This window comes from Natrinema sp. CBA1119, from assembly GCF_002572525.1.
Classification (GTDB): domain Archaea; phylum Halobacteriota; class Halobacteria; order Halobacteriales; family Natrialbaceae; genus Natrinema.
The window spans coordinates 3,130,043-3,149,632 of record NZ_PDBS01000001.1 but is presented as its reverse complement, the minus strand read 5'-3'; the positions used below and the strand labels follow the sequence as shown (position 1 = coordinate 3,149,632).

The following is a 19,590-nucleotide window of genomic DNA, read 5'->3' as shown; positions in this document are numbered from 1 at the left end:
TGACGGGATCGCACCAGTTCAGTCCGCCGAGCGTTCGTTCGCCCATTCTCGGCGCGAACAAAACACAACTCCAGTAGTGAGTGGCATTTATTTTAGCGAGATCGATACAGTTGGCCGAAACAGATAAACAATCCTGGTTTCTGATATAGGCCGATGCAACGACGACAGTTCCTGGGGACGGCCGCTGTGGCAACGGTCGGACTCGCCGGCTGAATGGGCGTTCTCAACGATAGCCCAGGCGAAGTGGTCGAGAAGTTCTATCAGGCAGCGAACGACGGGGACAGAGCGACTGTCAACGATCTTCTTCACTCCGACTCACCATCCGGCGAGATTTCGGAAGAGGAGATGTCCAATCTCGAGGACACGGAAATGACGGTCGAGGAGACTGAAGTCGTCGATGAAACGGACAGCATTGCCGAGGTCCGGACCGAGATAACGATGGAACAGGACGGCGAATCGACGACCAACGAGATGACGATCGAGCTCAGAACGGAAGACGGCGACTGGAAAATCTACGAGTGACCGCTCGACGACTCCCGCGGTGAGATTTTTGTGGGTCGAGTATCACGGCGCTCGAGACACAGCGTTCAAGAGCGTTGCCTCGAGTTCACAGCGTATGCGACTCGAGGAGTACTGGGGGGTCGGCCCGAAGACGCGGGAGACGTTGATCGAGGAGCTGGGTCACGAGCGGGCGATCCAGGCGATCGAAAGCGGAGACGTACGGGCGCTCGCCGACGCCGGGCTCGCCCGCGGGCGAGCGACGCGGATCTTGCGCCGAGCGACCGGTGGTGCGGGAATGGACGTTCTGGCGACCAGCGACGCGCGGTCGGCCTACAAGGAGCTGCTGGACCTCGCGGTCGACCACGCCGTCACGCAGCGCGCGGCGGACCGAATTCGGGTGCTGACACCCCTGGATAGCCGGGCGGCGATGGACGACCGACTCGACGACGTGCTTGCAGCCCGGGACGCCTGGGCTGGCCTCGCCGACGACGACCGCAAGGCCGTCCTCGCGGCCTACGAACGCTACGACGAGCGCGCCGGGAGCGAGCACGCGGCCGTCGAGGCCGCGCTCGCGTTGCTCGCAGCCGGCGTCGATTCGGGGCCGTTCGCCGCGATTGCCGACCTCGAGCGCGACCGGCTCGGGGCGGCCGCCGACGCGCTGGCGGCCTTGGACGGCGGCCGAGTCCGCGAGGATGCCGACGAGGAACTCGACCGTCTCCGGGACGCGCTGGGTGCGGTCGAAGACATGGACGCCGACGCCCTCGCGCTGATCGAGGACCTTCGCTCGGAGGGCGTCCACGACGTCGAGGGCTTTCGCCAGGCCTTCGAGGACCGCCTGTTGAGCGAGACCGACGTGACGATCGATCGGGTTCGGGACGCGATGCCGACCGACGCGGCGGACGCGACCGATTTCGTCGGGGACACGCTGCGAACGCTGCGGACCGATCTCACGGCGGCGGTCGACGAACGGGAGGAAACCGTCGCGAGCGAGCTCCGGGAAACGCTCGCGGACGCCCGCGATGCCGTCGATCAGGCGGTCGAAGCGGTCGACGATATCGCCTTGCACCTCTCGCTGGCCCGCTTCGCGCTCGAGTACGATTGCACTCGCCCCGTCTTCGTAACGGGCGAGGACGCGGCCGTCTCCGTGGTCAACGCGCGCAACCTCACGCTCGCCGCGCGAGACGACGAGTCGGTCCAGCCGGTCACCTACGGGCTCGGCGAGCACGGGATCGCGAGCGTTCCGGACGGTGTGAACGCGGTCCCCGGCGAACAGCGCGTCGCCGTCCTGACGGGCGCGAACAGCGGCGGGAAGACGACCCTGCTCGAGACGCTGTGTCAGATCGTTCTGCTGGCGACGATGGGGCTGCCGGTCCCCGCGGATCGGGCCGAGGTGACGCCCGTCGACTCGCTGGTCTTCCACCGCCGGCACGCGAGTTTCAACGCCGGCGTCCTCGAGTCTACGCTGCGGTCGATCGTCCCCCCGCTCTCGTCGGACGGCCGCACCCTCATGCTGGTCGACGAGTTCGAGGCGATCACGGAGCCGGGCAGCGCGGCGGACCTGCTTCACGGACTGGTCACGCTCTCCGTCGACCGCGAGGCGCTGGGCGTCTTCGTCACCCACCTCGCGGACGACCTCGAGCCGCTGCCCCCGCAAGCGCGGGTCGACGGCATCTTCGCGGAGGGGCTGAACCCCGACCTCGAGTTGCTCGTCGATTACCAGCCCCGCTTCGGCACGGTGGGCCGGTCGACGCCGGAGTTCATCGTCTCGCGGCTCGTCGCGAACGCGAGCGATCGGGGCGAGCGCTCTGGGTTCGAGACGCTGGCCGAGGCCGTCGGCAACGAGGTCGTCCAGCGGACGCTCGCGGACGCTCGCTGGACCGCCGGCGAGTGAGTTACGACGGTCCGCTCCGGTCCCCGTCGTCCGTCCGGTCCCCGCGATCGGATCGATCCTCGAGGCGGTCTTCGGTATCGGACCAGTTTTCGTCCTCGAGCCAGCGGTCCGGCGTGGGCTCGTACCCGGTTCCGGGTTCGGTATCGATCGACTCGCCGTAGGTGTAGAGCGTTCCGTCGTACTCCTCGCAGATCCGGGCCTCGAGGTACGCCTGCGCGGCTCGCCGCGAGAGCGCCCCCATCTCGATGACGTCGGCCAGTGCGGTCTTGGTCGCGCGAAACCAGCGCCCGACCGAGTTCTTTGCCTCGGAATCGGCTTCGACGATCGCGCCGCGGCCGCCGTCGCGGCCGTCGCCCCACTCGAGCCAGCAGACCCGATAGGCGTCGACCGCGTAGTCGGTCGCCGGATCGACCAGATAGAGGGCTTCGTGGACGCAGGGATCGAGATGATCCGTCAGGATTCGATCGCGGCTGATCGAGTCCGCCACCAAGGGCCCCGCGACCGAGCCGTCGGCCAGCGGCGTGGCGGACGTGATCTCCCCGGCCAGCGACAGCGTCTCGCCGCCCCAGTGGCTGTACCGCAGGTCGTAGAGCCGATCCGGTCGCCGGTAGGCGACGAGCGCCCTATGCCCCATCGTCCACCCTGTCTGCCGCGGTCGAGTCGGTTCGCTCGAGGCTCGAGCGGGGATCTGTGTGACGGGTCACGGCGACTCTGGCCGCCCGTCCGTACTTGAACCTGCGGACATCTGCGTTCTCGAGATCCGTCGGGATAGTGGTCCAGTCAGTGGAACTGTGGGGGATGGACGCCCGTTCCGGGACACCTCAGCAGGACGTCGAGATCCGCTCGCGGGGAACCGGTTCGCCGACCGGGCCGTCCGCGTCGACCGGCTGATCGACGCGGTAGACGGTCACCGACTCGACGTCGTCGGGGGCGCGGTCACAGAAGTACGCCGCCGCGGGATCGAGGTGGGCGTCTCCACCGCCGCCGCGTAGCTTCGTTCCGTAGCGCTTCCAGAGCGTCGACGGATAGCGGTCCATGGCGTCAGGCGGGCGATCGAAATCGACCGTCCCGCCGTCGACGAGATCGATCGGCTCGCCCGATTCGCGCTCGGCTTCGACGACGTACCAGCTGTACTCGTCCGGCGGATCGGGCGCGAAGAAGGCCCAGCTCGCACCGCCCAGTTCCTCGCCGCCCGGAGCCGGCCCGGTATCGACGAGGCCGGCCGCGGTCACCTGCCAGCTCACCACGGAGAGAAGGACACAGGCGAACAGCACCGTCGTCCCGAGTCGAATCCCGCGCCGGACCCGGGGCGCGCCCAAGAAATCACGCGGACCAGTTCCGCCTTCGTCCCGTGACGTTGCGAGCGCCTCGAGACGGCGTCCCGACGCGGTCCGCGACACGAACTCGTCGACGGGATCCCAGAGCCGCGGCGGGAGGAACAACAGCAGGGCGGCGATCATCACGAACGGAAAGGCACCCAGGCGCATCGTCGCCGCCATCCCGAGGTGCGCGCCGACGAACGCGCCGACGGTCGCGATCCGGAGCCGGCCGGTCGCGAGCACGAGCAGCGGCGACGTCGACAGGACGGCGATCCAGAGCCAGTTGGCCGCAGTGAGCAGCGCCGGATACTCCGCGGCGGTCGGGCCGAGCAGGAAGACGAAGTCCTGAAGCTGGAAGATGCGCCCGACCGCCGTACCGCTCATCCAGGCGTCGCTCCGGAACTTGAGGACGGCGTTGAGCAGGTAGATCACCGCGACGTGGAGGAGAACGGTCGCGGTCGCCGCCGAGACGACGCGCGGATCGCTGGGATCGGAGCGTCCGTCCGCGAGGCGACGCGGGCGAAGCGACCAGCGCCGCTCGAGCGGAAGCGTCGCTGCGAGGACGAGCAGGGAGAGGAGGATCGTATCGCCGCCGTTGACGAGATACGGATTGCGGGCGAACAGCGACGCGAGGAGGAGTGTCGAGACGACCGCCGCGAGTCGGTGTCGGTAGCCGACCAGAAGGCATGCGGCGGCACCGCCCGCGGTCGCGACCAGCAAGGCCTGTAGCCACACCGAGCCGGAGAGGGCGTGCAGGGACCATGTCGCGAGCGTCGGAGACGCCTCCGCGAGGGCGGACCGGGGGAGGACCCCCTCGTCGGTGTAGAAGGTTCCCAGCCCCGGAACGCGGAGGAAGAGGAGATCACAGAGGACGACGAGCCCCAGTCCGATCCGGAACGCAGCCAGTGCGCGGGGATCGATCCCCAGTCGCGACCGACCGAACGTGCGAAGCGACGCAAGCGTCGTCGACTCGCCGTCGGCAGTCGTGAGTGTCGATCGGTCGCCAGTCATACGGAGCAGTCGGATCGACCCCGGATTGTCAACCGGAATATAAGTATTTTCTCCTCTCCGGCGCTCGAAAACGTGAATGAACCGTCCCGACGGGAGGACCCGTCTCGGTTACGCTGGCGTCCTCGCCCGTCGTTCGGCACGGGCCGCGATCGACTCGTTCATCGCGACGAACGCGCGTTCGACCCGCCCCTCGTCGAACAGCAGCGGGACGAGCGCACCTCTGACCGTCTCTCGCTGTAGCAATCGCGTCCGCCGCCCGTCGTCGATCGGTACGAGGTGAAACTCGTGGTAGCGATCGAGCGCGAACGGGAGAACGAACCGCTCGAGCCAGGCGAGCCGTCTGTACGGCTCGACGGTGACGATCATCGGCCCGTCGAGGGATCGACGGGAATCGACGGGCGGGTACCGGCCCCGTCGCTCCGTCCCGTCGATCGCGATTCCCTCGACGGTCCGACTGACGGGGTTCCACTCCGGGTAGTATTCGAACTCGAGCAGCGCCTCCCAGACGACATCGGGCGGCGCGTCGATCTCGACGAACACTTCGACAACGTTCATAGATAACGTAGTACACACATGGGGATGGCTGTACCGGTCACCCGTCGGTGATTTCGGTCACGGCTCCGGAACGGTGAGGAGACGCGGTATCGACCACGGGAGCGATCGGTTCGGGCCTCGATCGGCCTCGAATCGCAGGCGCGTGACGAGCCGATCGGCTCGAGCGGGCTACGCGCTGTCGTTGAACCGACGGTTCGTCGAGAGCGGCGCGTCGCCGGGTTCCCCGCGGACGAAATGACCCGCCGGGTTCGTTTCGGCGTCCCGTTCCATCGAGGGGGGTCCTGCCGCGTGTGGTTTTTCGTTGGACATCCCACCGATCGACTCCCATAACTCGACGAATCAATCTTTGCTTGCGACTGCCGTACCGACCCACGTAGCGTCGACAGTCGGTCTCGCCCGACAACCACCGGTCGGCTGTCCGTCGTCCGGCCAATCGGTGTGACCGCAATATCCTTAGTTGCCAACCCCTGAGGGTCGTGTATGAACGGTTCGGATCGCGGACTCTCGCGTCGCGCGTTCGTGCGCAGCGCCGTCGCCATCGGCGGTGCGAGCGCGCTGTCAGCCTGCCTCCAGCGCGAGGAGACCGAGGACGTGCCCCAGGCCACGCTCGCCCCCGATGCGCTCCCGGATCGCCAGCACGCGTGGAACGAGTTCCTCGGGACGGACGACGACGGAAACGTTCGGCCGCCCGAACACCACCTCCTGCTCGGCCTCGAGTACGTCGGCGACGGTCCCGCCGACGCGACGGCCGAACGCGAACGACTCGAGGCCGCGTTCCGAACGCTCGAGAAAGCGTACAAGCGCGGTAACGAGGGACTGGCGTTCACGATGGCCTACGGCCCGGCCTACTTCGACCGCTTCGACGCCGACCTCGCGGGGATTGATCTGCCCGAGCCGACGTCACTGACGCCGTTCGACGATCCGGAACTCGACGAGTACGACGCCTTGCTTCAGGTGGCCAGCGACTACGGTCACGTCACCCTGAGCGTCGAGGAGGCTCTCAAAGGTGAACTCGAGGAACTCAACGGGATCGAAGTCGAGGGAACGTTCGACGGGATCTTCGAGGTGCGCGACCGCAGAACCGGGTTCATCGGCCGCGGCCTCCCGGCCGACAATCAGTCCGGCGTCCACGGCATCCCCGACGGCGATCCCGTTCCGGAGGACGCGCCGATGTTCATGGGGTTCAAATCCGGCTTCAGGCAGAATCAGGCGAGCGAGGACCGCGTGACGATCGACGAGGGACCGTTCGCCGGCGGGACGACGATCCACCTCTCGAAGATTCAGTTGCACCTGCATCAGTGGTACAATCAGGACAGCCGCGGTCAGCGCGTCTCCAAGATGTTCTCGCCGAACCACAACGCGGCGGATCTCGTCGAGGGGGCCGGCCACAATCTCGGCGACTCGAGTCGCGTGACCGAGGTCGGCGGCGACCCGGCTTCGACCGGCACTGGAACTGTCGGCCACGCCCAGAAGGCCGCTCGCGCGCGCGAAGACGGCGAACCGATCATCCTCCGGCGCGACTTCGATTCGACCGACGACGAGACCGCTGCAACCCACTTCCTCTCGCACCAGCAATCGATCGAGGACTTCGTGAAAACCCGCAAAGCGATGACCGGGACCGATCTCGATACCCCGATGTTTAACAGCGGTATTCTCCAGTACATCAGCGTCACGAACAGAGCGAACTACCTCGTTCCGCCACGGGAGCTTCGGTCCCTGCCCGCGCCGAATCCGTCGTCGGAGTGAACGGCGACGAGACGATCGGCTCGCGAGGACTCAGTCCGAACCGGTCGGGACGTGCGTTCGACTGCCGCTGGCCGCGAGCGCATCGAACAGCGCCGCGGCGTCGTCGGCCAGCGATCGGATGACCGCGAGCCGCGGCGGCTCAGTCCCTAGGATCTTTGCCCTCGAGACCGACTGGGAGAGTGATGCGAGCCGCAGCCTTCACCGACTTGATCGGCCCCGAGGGAGTAAGCGTGATCGAACGAGACGACCCCGAACCCGGCCCCGACGAGGCGCTGGTGAACGTCGAGGCCTGCGCGATAAACCGTCACGATCTCTGGATCCTCGAGGGAGATTCTGCGATGGTCGACGCCGACGACCTCCCGTTCGTCACTGGCCTCGACGTGGCCGGCGTCGTGAGCGACGTCGGGGACGGTGTTCGCGGTCTCGAGCCCGGCGAGAGGGTCGTTCTCTGTCCGAACGAGACCTGTGGATCCTGTCGATTCTGCCGCGAGGGGCCCGAGAACGTGTGCGAGCGGTTCTCCTTGTTCCACGGCGGCCTCGCCGAGACCGCCAGCGTGCAGGCTGATCGGCTCGTTCCGTTGCCCGAGGGGATGGACACGACGACGGCTGCCGCGATCCCGACGGCGTACATGACCGCGTTCCACATGCTCCGGCGGGCCGAGGTCGGCCCCGGCGACCTCGTTTTCGTCCCCGGCGCGACGGGCGGCGTCGGCGTCGCCGCGATCCAGCTTGCGGACGTTTTCGGTGCCGAGACGATCGGGACCTCCTCGTCGGCAGCGAAACTCGAGCGGGTCCGCGAACTCGGTCTCGATCACGGAATTCGATCGACCGATATCGAGGAGATCCGGAACGAGGTCGAGGCGATCGGCGCGCCGGACGCGGTGATCAACCACCTCGGCGGCGAGTTCACCGGACTCGGCCAGTCCGTCATGCGCCGCGGCGGGACGATGGCGATCTGTGGCCGCACGGCCGGCGGCGAATCCACGATCGACGTGGCGAGCCTCTTTCTTAGCCACAAGCGCATCGTCGGCTCCACGATGGGCACCCAGGACGATCTCCGACGGCTCGTCGAACTCGCCGCCGACGGCCGACTACGCCCCGAAATCGATCGGACGTACGCGCTCGAGGACACCGACGACGCCTTCGCGGCGATGCAGGATCGCGAGAGCGTCGGCAAGCTCGTCGTCGAACCGTCGGACGACAACTGGCCTTCGAACGCGTCTCGGCCACCCGATCGTTCCGCCGCGGGGCGGGAATGAAAGGGGCTTCCGGTCTGGGCGAACCCGGACGACGCAAGCACTGCAGGGAGTGAGCGGAGCGAATGACCGAAGCGCGCAGCGAGGCCCGGGAGTCCGGAACCGGAAGGGGCTTTCAGGGTATCGTCGTCTCGCGGCACCCTCGTGATCCCGGAATCCGTTCCGACTCGTCCGACTAGCCGGAAGGCGCTGGCCCGACCTATTTTGGCCTCGTTATCGTCTCTCGAGTATGACGAACATCGCGATCACCGGCGCGGCGGGGAACGTCGGCCGGGTGGCCATCGACGCGTTTCCGGACGACCACGATCTCACGCTCTTTTCCCACAGCGAGACCGAGGATTTGGACACGACACCCCTCGAGATCACCGATCGAGAGGCGTTCGTCGACGCGCTCGAGGGCCAGGACGTGCTGATCCACCTCGCGGCCAACGCCTCGCCGCGTGCGTCGTGGGATGAGGTGCGCGGGCCGAACGTCGACGGCCTCTCCAACACCTTCGAGGCCGCGGTCGAAAACGACCTCGAGCGGGTGGTCTTCGCGAGTTCGAACCACGCGGTCAACAGGCGAAACACCGTCTCGGCGATCCGGCCCGAGTCGACGGTCGGGAGCCCCGAGATCGTCCGGCCGGACGATCCGACCGATCCGGACACCTTCTACGGCGTCACGAAGGTCTTCGGCGAGGCAATGGGGTCGTACTACGCCAAGCGACACGGGTTCGAGGTGGTGAACCTCCGGATCGGCTGGTTGCTCACCCGGGACGAACTCCGCCAAGTGTGCGACGAACGCGACGGTGCCGGCGAGCGCTACGCCCGCGCGATGTGGCTCAGCCCCGGCGACTGTCGGCGGCTGCTCGACGCGGCCGCGACGGCAACGCTTCCGGAGTCACCACTGATCACCCACGGAATCTCCGACAACTCGGAGCGGTTCCTCTCGCTCGCCGAGACCATGCAGGCTCTCGAGTACCGGCCACAAGGCGACGCCGAGGCGGTCCTGAGCGACGAGTCGGACGGCCGCGACGACCTCGAGACGGCCTGATCCGCCGGCGGTCGCAAGGGAGACCTCGAGCCGTTCGTCGCCGGAGGCGACTCACGGATTCGAAAGACCGAATACCGACACGTTCGTATTACCGCACATGTCAGTTAAGGTGTCAGATTCGACGGGCTACGGGCCGAACACCCAGATGTCCCTGTTCGGCTATATTATGGGCGCAGTACTCCTAATCGTTCTTCTCCCGTTGATCCCCGTCCTCGTCCCCGTGTGGATTCTCTGGAAAGTGTTCGTCGCCGACGAGGAGTTCGAACACAGCTTCGAGAACTGGCGACGCGAATCCGGCCGTACCGGTTCCAACCGTGACGAAGCCGCCGAATCCGAACCCGAAGACGCCGCCGCCGAAGACACCGAGGCCGAAGACGCCGAACCGGAAGACGCGGACGCGGACCAGACGGCAGCCGAATCCTAACGCCGCCGTTTCCGTCTCGAGGACGAGCCCTCGTTAGTCGTCGGCGCTCGCGGCCGCGACGAGGTCGGACGGCGGGCCGCCCGGAAGCTTGTCGCGGTCATGGGGTTTTTCGAACTCGAGGTCGGGACCGCGGGCGACGATGCCGTGCGGGTTCACGTCGGGATGGGTCGTGTAGTAGTGCTCCGTGATGTGGTCCATGTTCACCGTCTGCGCCACGCTCGTTCGTTCGCTCGGCGTCCCCTCCCTTCGGTCGGCGACGCCGGTCTGATAGAGATCGCGCAGATACGGCCAGAGATTGTCGTACTCGCGGATATACTGGACGTTACACATGAAGTGCGTGTGGTAGACGTTGTCAAATCTGACGAGCGTCGTGAACATCGCGATGTCGGCCTCGGTGAGCCGATCGCCCGCGAGGTAGCGCTGGTCCGCCAGCACCTCGTCCCAGTGATCGAGCGCCGAAAAGAGGTCGTCGACCGCCTCGTCGTAGGGCTCCTGTTTCGTCGCGAAGCCCGCACGATAGACGCCGTTGTTGATTGGCTCGTAGATCTCGTCGATGATCCGGTCGACCTCGTCACGATAGCCCTCAGGGTAGAGGTCCACGTCTCGTGAGGCGATTCCGTCAAATTCGGTGTCAAGCATCCGCATGACCTCTTCGGACTCGTTGTTGACGATGGCGTCCTCCTGTTTGTCCCAGAGCACCGGCACCGTCACGCGACAGGTCGCGTCCGGATCCGCGCGCACGTACAACTCACGCAGGAAATCCGCGCCGTGGACGTGATCCGGCGTACAGCCCGCCTTCTCGGGGGTGAACTGCCAGCCGTCCTCGTCGCGATAGGGATCGACGACCGAGACGGAAATCGCGTCCTCGAGCCCCTTCAGCGCACGCGTCACCAGCGTCCGGTGGGCCCACGGGCAGGCATAGGAGACGTAGAGGTGGTACCGGCCCGCCTCGGGCTGGAATCGAGCGTCCGGATCGTCGCGAATCTCGTTCCGGAAGGTCGTTTCCTGCCGCTCGAACGAGCCGTCGTCGTCGGTCGACTCGAGCGCATCGGTTCGCCACTCGCCGTCGACGAGCATGTTCATATACGAATAGAGGGCCCGGAACGACAAAGGCTCTCGCTAACCCTCGTGTCACCGGGGCTCCACGACGACCGGAGTCGATCGATATCCGGTCGACCAGCGGGCCTAGAACACCAGCACCAAACTCGCGACCGAGTACCCCGCTCCGAGGACGACAAGCGCGACGCCCTCGAGTCGCGTCAGCCACCGCCCGGTCGCGAGCACGACCGTCGCGAACGCGGTCAGTGCGGCCAGCCACGCCAGCGCGACGAAGACGGCCGGGTCGACGGTCAGCGGTCTGACGACGGCGGCGATCCCCAGCACGCCGACGACGTTGAAGACGTTCGATCCGATGACGTTCCCTGCGGCGATACTCACGTCGTCCCCGCGGGCGGCCACGACGGAGGTCACGAGCTCCGGTATCGAGGTCCCGGCCGCGACGACCGTCGCGCCGATCGCCCACTCCGAGATACCGACGGCGAGGGCGAGTCCCACTGCCGAGTCGACCAGCACGCGTCCGCCGACGATCACGAGGAGCAGGCCGGCGAGGACGCGTCCGGCCTCGAGGCCGAATCGGACCTCGCGTTCGTCACGGCCGTCGGGAGAACCGGTTGCTCCGCCGGTCACCTCTGGCCGGGCCTCATCACCGTCGCCAGCTGTATCCCTTCGAATCGCGACGGCGAGCGCGCCCAGATAGCCGACCAGCAGTGCGAGCAGAATCGCGCCGTCGAGCCGCGAAACGACGCCGTTAGCGAGGACGGCGGCCGCGACGATCGTCGATGCGGCCATCGCGAGCGCGTCGCGGCGGAGCAGCGTTTCCGCGACGCGAAACGGCGAAATGACGGCGACAAGGCCGAGAATCACGCCGATGTTGAACACGTTCGAGCCGACGACGTTCCCGACCGAGACGTCGCCTCGACCCTCGAGTGCGGCCTCGGTCGAAACGACGACCTCGGGGGCGGAGGTTCCGAAGGCCACGACCGTGAGGCCGACGACGAGCGCGGAGACGCCGGCCGCGCTGGCGAGTCTCGAGGCACCGGTAACGAGCAGCCGCGCTCCGATCCACAGGGCGAGAATGCTGATACCGAACAGGACGACATCACCGACGGGTACCATCGATAACAGATCCATTCGAAGGGGAGCATGAAAAACGGCGGGCAAGCGGACGGGGCGATCGATTCGACCGTTCGACCGGAGCCACGGGTGTTTAAGCGATCCGAGTGAGCACTCGAGGTATGGCAGACGACGGGGATCGACACCGCCAGAGCCGCCTATTCACGGACGATGACGGCGATTTCGACGCCGATCGAGCGCGCGAAGAGTCCCTCCCGGTCGAGGACGGCGAGGTGATCGATACCGACGACCTCGCGGACCACCAGCGCTACGTCGAAGACAGAGGGATCTACGACGAGCGCAACCGGGTGAACGACCTCACGGGCAAGGAGTGGAAGTACGCCACGAAGTCCGTGATCTCCGAGGGTTACCCGCCCGCCGTCCAGCACGACCTGCGCAGCGAACACGGCGGCCAGAAACCGCCGCGACTCTGCGCGGAGCTGATCGGCCGGTTCAGCAAGGCCGGCGACACCGTCCTCGATCCCTTCGCGGGCGTCGGCGGCACCCTGTTGGGCGCGAGTTTCTGCGAACACGAGGGCACCGGCCTCCGGGAAGCGATCGGCTTCGAGCGGACCAGACGATGGATCGAAATCTACGAGACGGTTCTCGAGCGGGAGAACGAGGAGCGTCGCGCACGCGGCGAGCCGCCACTGGCCGAAGGGGACGTGCGACACGGCGACTGTGCCGAGTTGATCGACGGCGTCCCCGACGACTCGGTCGACCTCCTGCTGACCGACGTCCCCTACTGGCACATGGACGAACTCGAGCAGACGCGCAACGAGCGCCGGACTCGCGAGAGCAAGTTGGGCTCGTTCGACGGGCAGCGAGACGGCGAGACGGCGGTCGATGCCGATTCGGAGCCGTCGGATGGGGATGCCACCATGGAGTCGTCAAACGAGGATGGCAGTTCGGAACCGTCCAACGGGGATGACGGTTCGGAATCACCCGAGGAACGTCAAGAGTGGGTTACGAAAGCCGACTGGCTTGACGATATGGCGGGCAAGTTCGACCAGTTCACCGACGCCGTCGCGCCGGACGGTCACGTCGTCGTCTTCATCGGCGATATGTACCGCGAACAGTCCTACGAGTTCCTTTCGGCGGATCTCGCGCGAGCGATCGAGTCGACCGCGCCGCTAACCCTCGCGGCGAACCTGATCTGGTATGACCCCACGAAGGACCTCCACGTCTACGGCTATCCGTTTTCCTTCGTCCCCTCGATGGTCCACCAGAACGTCCTCGTCTTCCGCCTCGAGGACGAGGGCGAAAGCGACGACTGAGCCGCTATCGTCGGCCGGCAGTGAGCGAGCCGGGGTCGTCGGCCGACAGTGAGCGAGTCAAGATCGTCGGCCGACCCTGATGAGTCCGGGTTACAGCACCCGCCGAGAGCACCGTCTGAGACGGATTTCCGCACCGGGCTTCCGGCGGATCACGACCGTCATTCGGGCGCGCCGAAACCGGCTGACAGCGGTCCGTCTGACCCTCGTCAGTCGATCGTCTGACGCGGTTTTATTGGGCACCGGCGCGACGGAAGGAACAGGCGCGAGGCGGCCTCCCCACCCCTCCCCCATCCGCCTGCGCGCCTGCTCCCGTTTCTCTCCCCCTTTTATCGCGTCGACCAGCCTGATCGAGTCACAGCGGTTGGTTCGAGGGCCAATTCGAGCCCGGAGACGACCCGACTTAGGCGTTTGCGGGCGATAACGTCGACCGAACCTCTTCGGCGCGATCCGCGTCGGTGATGACCGCAACCTCGTCTCCGGCCTCGAGTTCGGTCCCCGGGAGCGGGATCGTCAGCGGTTCCCGAGCGCGACCGTGGGCGTAGATCCGTGCGGTTTCGGGCAACTCGAGTTCGCTCATTCGTTTGCCGACCGCCGGCGATCCGTCCCGAATCTCGAGGACGGTCAACTGGAGGTTCTCGGCGAGATCGGCGACAACGTTAAAGTCACCGCCCAGCAGGGCGGTCTTCGCGCCCGCAGCACCGAGCCGTTCGGGGTAGATAATCTCGTCGACCTCCTCGGCGTACTTCTCGTAGATGTCCTCGCGGTAGTCCTCGTCGATCCGGAGAACGGTCCGACAGCCGTGGTGAGTCCCGACCATACACGCGGCGAAGTTAGCGTTGAGATCGGGCGTGAACGCGCCGATCGCATCCGCGGTTTCGATCCCGGCGTCGACGAGGACGTCTTCGTCAGCTCCGTCGCCGTGTACCGTCTCGAACCCGTCGGTGGTGGCGCGTTCGATCCGGTCCGTGTTGTCGTCGACGATGCGGACCTCGTGACCCTCCTCCGCGAGGATCGTCGCCGTCCGCGAACCGACCCGACCGTAACCCACGATGACAAACCTCATGCTACCGTGGTACGCGCTCCGAGGTGAAATACGTTGGTCTCCACTCTCGAGGAGCACCGTTTCAACCGCGATGAGTCCCCGCCCCACTCGCGAGGATTTCGTCCGGTCGTTCGACCGCCGCGCGGAATCGAGTGGTGGAAATGTAGGGGTTTTAATGATACCCACGTCCGTGCCCAAATTCCGGCCGATTCGGACAAGAACATTTAACTAATCGGTGTTATTATGCTCGAGCATCCAATATGGGGGCATTCGAGACACTCGCGACGTACTTCGGGTTCGACGAACACGATACCGACCTCGGGACGGAAACGGTCGCGGGAATAACGACGTTCCTCGCGATGTCGTACATCATCGTCGTCAATCCGCTCATTCTCAGCGAGGCGATCGCACTCGAGGGCTACGATGCCGGCGAAGTCCAACAGATGATCGCCGTCGCGACGATCCTCGCGTCGGCGGTCGCCATCTTTGTCATGGCGTTCTGGGCCAACAGACCGTTCGGCCTCGCGCCCGGGATGGGGCTGAACGCGTTCTTCGCGTTCACGGTCGTCATCGGCCTCGGGGTCCCGTGGCAGGTCGCGCTCGCGGCCGTTTTCGTGGAAGGGATTATCTTCATCGCGCTGACGGCGGTCGGCGCGCGGAAGTACATCATCGAACTGTTCCCGGAACCCGTCAAATTCGCGGTCGGGGCCGGGATCGGCGTCTACCTGCTCTTTCTGGGACTTCAGGAGATGCAGATCGTCGTGGACCATCCGGACACGCTCGTTACGCTGGGTAACGTCGCGACGAGCGCGGTCGCAGCGCTTTCGGTCGTCGGCCTCGCGCTGATGCTTATCCTTCACGCTCGCGGGATTCGAGGATCGATCGTCATCGGAATCCTCGCCACTGCCGTCGCTGGATGGGTACTGACCGTCGCCGACGTCGTCTCCCCGGGAACGCTCGTTCCCGCCGCTACCTACGATCAGATTTCCAGTGACGGGATCCTAAGCCTGATCGCGAACGTCCAGTACGACTTCACGCCGCTGGCCGCCGGCTTCGTCGACGGCCTCGGGATGATCACCGACGACCCGCTCGTGTTCACGCTGGTCGTCTTCACGTTCTTCTTCGTCGACTTCTTCGACACGGCCGGGACCCTCATCGGTGTCTCGCAGATCGGCGGATTCCTCGACGAGGACGGTGACCTCCCTGAAATCGAGAAGCCGCTGATGGCCGACGCGATCGGCACCACCCTCGGCGCGATGGTCGGAACGTCCACGGTGACGACGTACATCGAATCGTCGACCGGCGTCGAGGAGGGTGGGCGAACCGGCTTCACCGCTCTCGTCGTCGGCCTCCTCTTCGTGCTCTCCCTGCTCATCGTGCCGCTGATCGGTGCCATCCCACAGTACGCATCGTACCTCGCGCTGGTCGTCGTCGGCATCATCATGCTGCAGGGTGTCACCGACATCGACTGGCAGGATCCGGCCTGGGCGATCTCCGCCGGGCTGACGATCACAGTCATGCCGCTAACCGCGTCTATCTCGAACGGACTCGCCGCTGGGATCATCAGCTACCCGCTCGTCAAAGCCGCGACGGGTGAAACCGAAGACATCTCCGTCGGACAGTGGATACTCGCCGTCGCGTTCATCCTCTATTTCGCCGTCTTCTTCGCCGTCGACGCCGGAATGGTCTCGTTCTAGCGTCGACCGCCGCTCTCCGTCGGCAACGGCTGTTCTTCCCGATCTGACCGCAGGGCCCTCAGAACCCTCGGTTCCGGCAACCGCCCGGTCGACCGGTGGGATAATACGTCTTCCGCGGCAATACGCCGTATGGCAGACATCACGATGTACGAGCTTCCCGGCTGTCCGTTCTGTGCAAAGGTCCGATCAAAGCTCGACGACCTCGAACTCGAGTACGATACCATCGAGGTGCCGCGCTCGCACGCCGACCGCACCGAAGTCGAGGACGTCAGCGGACAGACCGGCGTCCCCGTCATCGTCGACGAAGCGAACGGCGTCGACGGGATGAGCGAGAGCGACGATATCGTCGCGTACCTCGAGAAAACGTACGGAAACGGCGCAACCTGAACTCTGGAAGTCGATTGCAGTTCGTTCTTCAGCAGGCAGTTTGTCGGCGGAGCGATTACGGTTCCCACCAGAATCGGTTCGAAAGCAGGCTGCGTACCGTGAACACGAGATAGCCGCTACCGACGGAGACGCCGTCGAACACCGCCGCATCGGCCGCCGTCGTGACGGTCGTTCCGTAGTTGAAGACGAGTCCGAGAACTGTGATGATGAGACGAGGAACGCGCGGCGCCGACTGACGATTGCGACAGACCACTCCGCTCCAGCGGCGTTCCTCACGGTCAGCACTCGAGGAACTATCGCCCGTGATGAACAGTACTGACCGGATCAGGCCGCTTCTTCGTACTCGGAGCGCTCTCGAATGACGTCCCGGAGTTCGTCGGTGTTCCGGAACGTCGCGAGTTCGTCACGCTCGACCAGAGCAGTGCCGTCGACGGACTCCTGTTTCGCTCGGTCGACGACGTAGACCGATTGCGTGCGCGTAACTTGGCCGATCGAACTCATGATCCGGGCGCGTTTCTCCGCGGCCTTCGTGAACTTTGAGTGGCCGGTCAGCACGATGTCGCTGTCGTCCTCGTCCTCGCTGACGGCCGTAAACGGCGACCGTGCCGTCGGATGGACGCTGTAGCCGGCCCGCGTGAGGACGGCGACCACCTGTTCGTCGTCCGGATCCGCGTCGGGATCGTCCGGCGTCGCCTCGCTCTCGTGGACGTCGTCGGCCCCCTCGAGGACGTCGACGGGGCTCGTAAGCGGGGCATCGAACATCTCCTCGAGCGTCATCGCGACCTCGACGGAGGCGTTCATGCCGTCCTCGTACTTCGAGACTGTCCGCCGGGAGACGCCGAGTTCGCTGGCGAGTTGGCCGAGGCTCCAGTCGCGGTCCTCGCGCTCGTCGGCCAGCAGGTCGCCGTCGATATTGACATAGAGGCCGCCGGGGGCGGCGTAAATCAGCGGCGGGACTTCCTCGATGAACAGGTTATACGCCGTATCGGGGCTGAAGACGGGGACGCCGTGTCGGAAGTAGACGACGTCGGGTTTCAGATCTTCGTCGCGGCTGCGCAGGCCGATGACCAGGGGCGTCGCATTGAGGTAGGTTCCCAGGCGTCGCATCTCCTGACCGGTCGCGCGGTTGAACGCGTCGATGTTCGCGAGAATCTTGACGAGGACGAGGTCCTCACCGCGTCGTGCGGCGATATCGAAACTCTTCGGTCGGATCGCACACCGATCACTCACCATGAATCCCGCGTCCTCTAACATCGCGGTCACGTTACCGACAAGTGCGGAGCGGGACATACGGGGTTGTAAGCGATTCCTCCTATAAGACGTTTTCCCCGGGATGTCCGTGTCCCGTGTCGCGATTGCGGGTCGTATCGGGAGTATACTTATATAGGTGATTGCGCGACTGCGGCGACGGGGATCCCGAAAGGCGTTACTCGACCGGCGTGCAAGCACGGGCGATGACCGTCGTCGGGATCGACGATACCGACTCGCGCGAGCGAGGCATGTGTACGACGTACGTCGCCAGAGAGATCGCAGACCGGCTCCAGAAAGCTGACTCGGCGAGCGTCTCGAGGCTCCTCCTCGTCCGGCTCAATCCCGCCGTCGAGTACAAAACGCGGGGGAACGCCGCGCTCGCGATTCACACCGAATGCGACTCCGACCGCGCCTTCGAGATCGCTCGCGAGCGACTCGAGGCGCGTTCCGAAACCGACGACGAGCGGACGAATCCCGGACTGGTCGTGGCGGCTCACGATCCGGACGAAGCCGTTCCCGCAGACGACGTGAGTCGATTCGCGCACGCGGCGATCCGGGACCACCTCGAGATTTCCGACGCCGCGGCCCTGATCGACCGACACGGCTATCAGTCGTGGCACGCCGGCGACGGCCGCGGGCGGATCGGCGCGCTGGCCGCGATCGGCGCGTGGACGGCACTCGAGGAGTGGACCGACGAGTACATCGCCTACCGCGAACCCGAGCGCTGGGGGACGCCTCGCGAGGTCAACCACGAGAGCGTCTTCGCAGCAGCGGAGTGGGGCTATCCCGACGTGTGGGACACGGTCGACCGCGACGAGAACGAGACCGTCTGTGTCCCCCACACGCCCGGCCCGATCCTGTACGGGATCCGTGGCGACGAGACGGACGCCGTCCGGGCCGTCGCCGACCGAATCGAAAGCGAACCCGTCGCCACCAGCCAGCGCTTCGTGACCAATCAGGGGACCGACGTTCACCTGCAAGACGGCGCGATCGGAGACGTCGCGGACGGTCGAGCCTACCGGCTCGAAGGCCGGGTCGCGAGCAAACCCGAGACGCGGCGCGGCGGACACGTATTCGTTACTCTCGAGTCGCCGACCGATGGCGATGTGGTCAGTGACGGTGCGGCCAACGGCAATGCGGCTAACGACGGTGCAGCCACAGACGAGACGGCCGGTGACGAATCGGCGAACCGACTCGCGTGCGCCGCGTTCGAGCCGACGAAGCGCTTTCGGAATCGCGTGCGAGCATTGCGCGCCGGCGACCGGATCACCGCCTGCGGCGAAGTGTCCGACGGAACGCTCAAACTCGAGAAGTTCGCCGTCCGCGACCTCGTACGGACCGAACGGGTCACACCGATCTGTCCCGGCTGCGAGCGAACGATGGAGAGCGCCGGCCGAAATCAGGGCTATCGCTGCCGGGACTGCGGGACTGACGCTGCGGGGAAAGCGAACCGATCGCTCGAGCGCGACCTCGAGCCGGGGTGGTACGAGGTGCCGCCGTGTGCACGCCGACACGTCGCGAAGCCGCTCGTCCGCGGCGAATTCGACGCGCCGACGCATCCGGAGCGGTAGATCGGTCCGATTCTCGCGGAACGAGTCCGAGACGGGCTGCAGAGCGTGAGACGACGACCGCTTGACGCCGACGAGTTAGCGGACGCTGATGCCGTGGCGAGCGAGAAAGTCGCTCGCGGCTTTGATTTCGACGGGGCTGCCGATGATTCGGCAGTGGTCCTCGCCGTCCGAGACGACGGAGACCGTGAACTCATCGTCGAGCTGCGCTTCGAGGCCCTCGAGCGTCTCCCGGGGGAGGACGATCTGGGTACTGTCACGCAGCTGCGACGCGTTTGTCATAGGGAACTCATTCCTCGCGCACCGCTTATGTGTGTCGAAGTTCGTTGGTATTGGTAATGGTTTCGGGTGAGGGGGGTCCGTGCATGATCCTTCGGCAGAAAAGCGTAGCCCGGTATCTGGCGGCCCCGCTCGAGTGTCGAGCCACGGTGATCGGTACCAGTGTCAGCCCGTTCCGTGG

Annotated in this window: 20 protein-coding genes and 1 pseudogene; 11 read left to right on the top strand and 10 right to left on the bottom strand. The window is 65.8% G+C overall.

Annotated elements, in window-relative coordinates; all coding sequences use genetic code 11:
• The first annotated feature begins 153 nt into the window (after positions 1-153).
• From CP556_RS27285 to CP556_RS15625, 3 genes are all read left to right on the top strand, one after another.
• Positions 154-213 carry a twin-arginine translocation signal domain-containing protein gene (locus tag CP556_RS27285; protein ID WP_098727432.1) on the top strand — a complete coding sequence of 20 codons (60 nt, stop codon included), beginning with the start codon at positions 154-156 and terminating at the stop codon, positions 211-213.
• The gene (locus tag CP556_RS15630; RefSeq protein ID WP_098726451.1) at positions 214-522 is read left to right on the top strand and encodes a nuclear transport factor 2 family protein; all 309 of its coding nucleotides are present in this window, start codon (positions 214-216) and stop codon (positions 520-522) included.
• 94 nt (positions 523-616) lie between these two features.
• A complete protein-coding gene (locus CP556_RS15625) occupies positions 617-2,392 on the top strand; it encodes a MutS-related protein (RefSeq protein ID WP_098726450.1) in 1,776 nt (591 codons plus the stop codon).
• 1 nt (position 2,393) lies between these two features.
• Here CP556_RS15625 and CP556_RS15620 read toward each other — a convergent pair whose 3' ends face one another.
• The 4 genes and pseudogenes from CP556_RS15620 to CP556_RS27155 all read right to left on the bottom strand — a co-directional run.
• Positions 2,394-3,026 (bottom strand): DUF6735 family protein, encoded by a 633-nt coding sequence (locus CP556_RS15620; protein WP_098726449.1) that lies wholly within the window; start codon positions 3,024-3,026, stop codon positions 2,394-2,396.
• Between the two features lie 187 nt (positions 3,027-3,213).
• Positions 3,214-4,722 (bottom strand): HTTM domain-containing protein, encoded by a 1,509-nt coding sequence (locus CP556_RS15615; RefSeq protein ID WP_098726448.1) that lies wholly within the window; start codon positions 4,720-4,722, stop codon positions 3,214-3,216.
• Between the two features lie 108 nt (positions 4,723-4,830).
• Positions 4,831-5,277 carry an SRPBCC domain-containing protein gene (locus CP556_RS15610; protein WP_098726447.1) on the bottom strand — a complete coding sequence of 149 codons (447 nt, stop codon included), beginning with the start codon at positions 5,275-5,277 and terminating at the stop codon, positions 4,831-4,833.
• 168 nt (positions 5,278-5,445) lie between these two features.
• Positions 5,446-5,550 (bottom strand): annotated as a pseudogene (locus CP556_RS27155) (DNA protection protein DPS); the annotation flags it as partial.
• 207 nt (positions 5,551-5,757) lie between these two features.
• Here CP556_RS27155 and CP556_RS15600 point away from each other — a divergent pair.
• The 4 genes from CP556_RS15600 (at position 5,758) to CP556_RS15585 (ending at position 9,736) form a co-directional block, all read left to right on the top strand.
• On the top strand, positions 5,758-7,023 hold the full coding sequence (locus CP556_RS15600) for a DUF7405 family protein (RefSeq protein ID WP_098726446.1): 1,266 nt from the start codon (positions 5,758-5,760) through the stop codon (positions 7,021-7,023).
• 182 nt (positions 7,024-7,205) lie between these two features.
• Positions 7,206-8,282, top strand: coding sequence for an alcohol dehydrogenase catalytic domain-containing protein (locus tag CP556_RS15595; RefSeq protein ID WP_098726445.1), 1,077 nt, complete (start codon positions 7,206-7,208; stop codon positions 8,280-8,282).
• Positions 8,283-8,508: 226 nt separating this feature from the next.
• On the top strand, positions 8,509-9,312 hold the full coding sequence (locus tag CP556_RS15590) for an NAD-dependent epimerase/dehydratase family protein (RefSeq protein WP_098726444.1): 804 nt from the start codon (positions 8,509-8,511) through the stop codon (positions 9,310-9,312).
• Between the two features lie 97 nt (positions 9,313-9,409).
• Positions 9,410-9,736, top strand: a complete 327-nt coding sequence (locus CP556_RS15585) for a DUF7535 family protein (protein WP_098726443.1) — start codon at positions 9,410-9,412, stop codon at positions 9,734-9,736.
• Between the two features lie 33 nt (positions 9,737-9,769).
• On the opposite strand, the gene CP556_RS15580 is transcribed toward CP556_RS15585, so the two are convergent.
• Entirely contained in the window at positions 9,770-10,819 is a 1,050-nt protein-coding gene (locus tag CP556_RS15580; protein WP_098726442.1) for a glutathione S-transferase family protein, read from the bottom strand.
• 102 nt (positions 10,820-10,921) lie between these two features.
• Complete coding sequence (locus tag CP556_RS15575) at positions 10,922-11,911, bottom strand: calcium/sodium antiporter (protein ID WP_098727431.1); 990 nt, start codon at positions 11,909-11,911, stop codon at positions 10,922-10,924.
• A gap of 119 nt (positions 11,912-12,030) precedes the next feature.
• Between CP556_RS15575 and CP556_RS15570 the strand changes: the two genes are divergently transcribed.
• Entirely contained in the window at positions 12,031-13,185 is a 1,155-nt protein-coding gene (locus tag CP556_RS15570) for a DNA methyltransferase (RefSeq protein WP_098726441.1), read from the top strand.
• Positions 13,186-13,585: 400 nt separating this feature from the next.
• Here CP556_RS15570 and CP556_RS15565 read toward each other — a convergent pair whose 3' ends face one another.
• On the bottom strand, positions 13,586-14,248 hold the full coding sequence (locus tag CP556_RS15565) for a potassium channel family protein (protein ID WP_098726440.1): 663 nt from the start codon (positions 14,246-14,248) through the stop codon (positions 13,586-13,588).
• A gap of 239 nt (positions 14,249-14,487) precedes the next feature.
• On the opposite strand from CP556_RS15565, the gene CP556_RS15560 reads away from it, so the two are divergent.
• The gene (locus tag CP556_RS15560) at positions 14,488-15,924 is read left to right on the top strand and encodes an NCS2 family permease (protein ID WP_098726439.1); all 1,437 of its coding nucleotides are present in this window, start codon (positions 14,488-14,490) and stop codon (positions 15,922-15,924) included.
• 129 nt (positions 15,925-16,053) lie between these two features.
• Positions 16,054-16,311, top strand: coding sequence for a glutaredoxin domain-containing protein (locus CP556_RS15555; RefSeq protein WP_098726438.1), 258 nt, complete (start codon positions 16,054-16,056; stop codon positions 16,309-16,311).
• 55 nt (positions 16,312-16,366) lie between these two features.
• Here the strand turns inward: CP556_RS15555 and CP556_RS15550 are convergent, their stop codons facing one another.
• Together CP556_RS15550 and CP556_RS15545 are read right to left on the bottom strand one after the other, a co-directional pair.
• Complete coding sequence (locus CP556_RS15550; protein ID WP_255291480.1) at positions 16,367-16,564, bottom strand: hypothetical protein; 198 nt, start codon at positions 16,562-16,564, stop codon at positions 16,367-16,369.
• A 71-nt stretch (positions 16,565-16,635) separates the two neighbouring features.
• Positions 16,636-17,601, bottom strand: coding sequence for a transcriptional regulator (locus tag CP556_RS15545; RefSeq protein WP_098726437.1), 966 nt, complete (start codon positions 17,599-17,601; stop codon positions 16,636-16,638).
• 164 nt (positions 17,602-17,765) lie between these two features.
• On the opposite strand from CP556_RS15545, the gene CP556_RS15540 reads away from it, so the two are divergent.
• Entirely contained in the window at positions 17,766-19,133 is a 1,368-nt protein-coding gene (locus tag CP556_RS15540) for a tRNA(Ile)(2)-agmatinylcytidine synthase (RefSeq protein WP_098726436.1), read from the top strand.
• 75 nt (positions 19,134-19,208) lie between these two features.
• Here CP556_RS15540 and CP556_RS15535 read toward each other — a convergent pair whose 3' ends face one another.
• Complete coding sequence (locus CP556_RS15535) at positions 19,209-19,412, bottom strand: VNG_1110C family protein (RefSeq protein WP_098726435.1); 204 nt, start codon at positions 19,410-19,412, stop codon at positions 19,209-19,211.
• Positions 19,413-19,590: the final 178 nt, after the last annotated feature.

Coding starts and splice junctions, on each gene's coding strand:
- CP556_RS15615 (WP_098726448.1), bottom strand. CDS start 4,722: ATGACTGGCGACCGATCGACACTCACGACTGCCGACGGCGAGTCGACG.
- CP556_RS15555 (WP_098726438.1), top strand. CDS start 16,054: ATGGCAGACATCACGATGTACGAGCTTCCCGGCTGTCCGTTCTGTGCA.
- CP556_RS15570 (WP_098726441.1), top strand. CDS start 12,031: ATGGCAGACGACGGGGATCGACACCGCCAGAGCCGCCTATTCACGGAC.
- CP556_RS15535 (WP_098726435.1), bottom strand. CDS start 19,412: ATGACAAACGCGTCGCAGCTGCGTGACAGTACCCAGATCGTCCTCCCC.
- CP556_RS15580 (WP_098726442.1), bottom strand. CDS start 10,819: ATGAACATGCTCGTCGACGGCGAGTGGCGAACCGATGCGCTCGAGTCG.
- CP556_RS15585 (WP_098726443.1), top strand. CDS start 9,410: ATGTCAGTTAAGGTGTCAGATTCGACGGGCTACGGGCCGAACACCCAG.
- CP556_RS15600 (WP_098726446.1), top strand. CDS start 5,758: ATGAACGGTTCGGATCGCGGACTCTCGCGTCGCGCGTTCGTGCGCAGC.
- CP556_RS15540 (WP_098726436.1), top strand. CDS start 17,766: ATGACCGTCGTCGGGATCGACGATACCGACTCGCGCGAGCGAGGCATG.
- CP556_RS15595 (WP_098726445.1), top strand. CDS start 7,206: ATGCGAGCCGCAGCCTTCACCGACTTGATCGGCCCCGAGGGAGTAAGC.
- CP556_RS15630 (WP_098726451.1), top strand. CDS start 214: ATGGGCGTTCTCAACGATAGCCCAGGCGAAGTGGTCGAGAAGTTCTAT.
- CP556_RS15575 (WP_098727431.1), bottom strand. CDS start 11,911: ATGGTACCCGTCGGTGATGTCGTCCTGTTCGGTATCAGCATTCTCGCC.
- CP556_RS15620 (WP_098726449.1), bottom strand. CDS start 3,026: ATGGGGCATAGGGCGCTCGTCGCCTACCGGCGACCGGATCGGCTCTAC.
- CP556_RS15625 (WP_098726450.1), top strand. CDS start 617: ATGCGACTCGAGGAGTACTGGGGGGTCGGCCCGAAGACGCGGGAGACG.
- CP556_RS15545 (WP_098726437.1), bottom strand. CDS start 17,601: ATGTCCCGCTCCGCACTTGTCGGTAACGTGACCGCGATGTTAGAGGAC.
- CP556_RS15565 (WP_098726440.1), bottom strand. CDS start 14,248: ATGAGGTTTGTCATCGTGGGTTACGGTCGGGTCGGTTCGCGGACGGCG.
- CP556_RS15560 (WP_098726439.1), top strand. CDS start 14,488: ATGGGGGCATTCGAGACACTCGCGACGTACTTCGGGTTCGACGAACAC.
- CP556_RS15590 (WP_098726444.1), top strand. CDS start 8,509: ATGACGAACATCGCGATCACCGGCGCGGCGGGGAACGTCGGCCGGGTG.
- CP556_RS15610 (WP_098726447.1), bottom strand. CDS start 5,277: ATGAACGTTGTCGAAGTGTTCGTCGAGATCGACGCGCCGCCCGATGTC.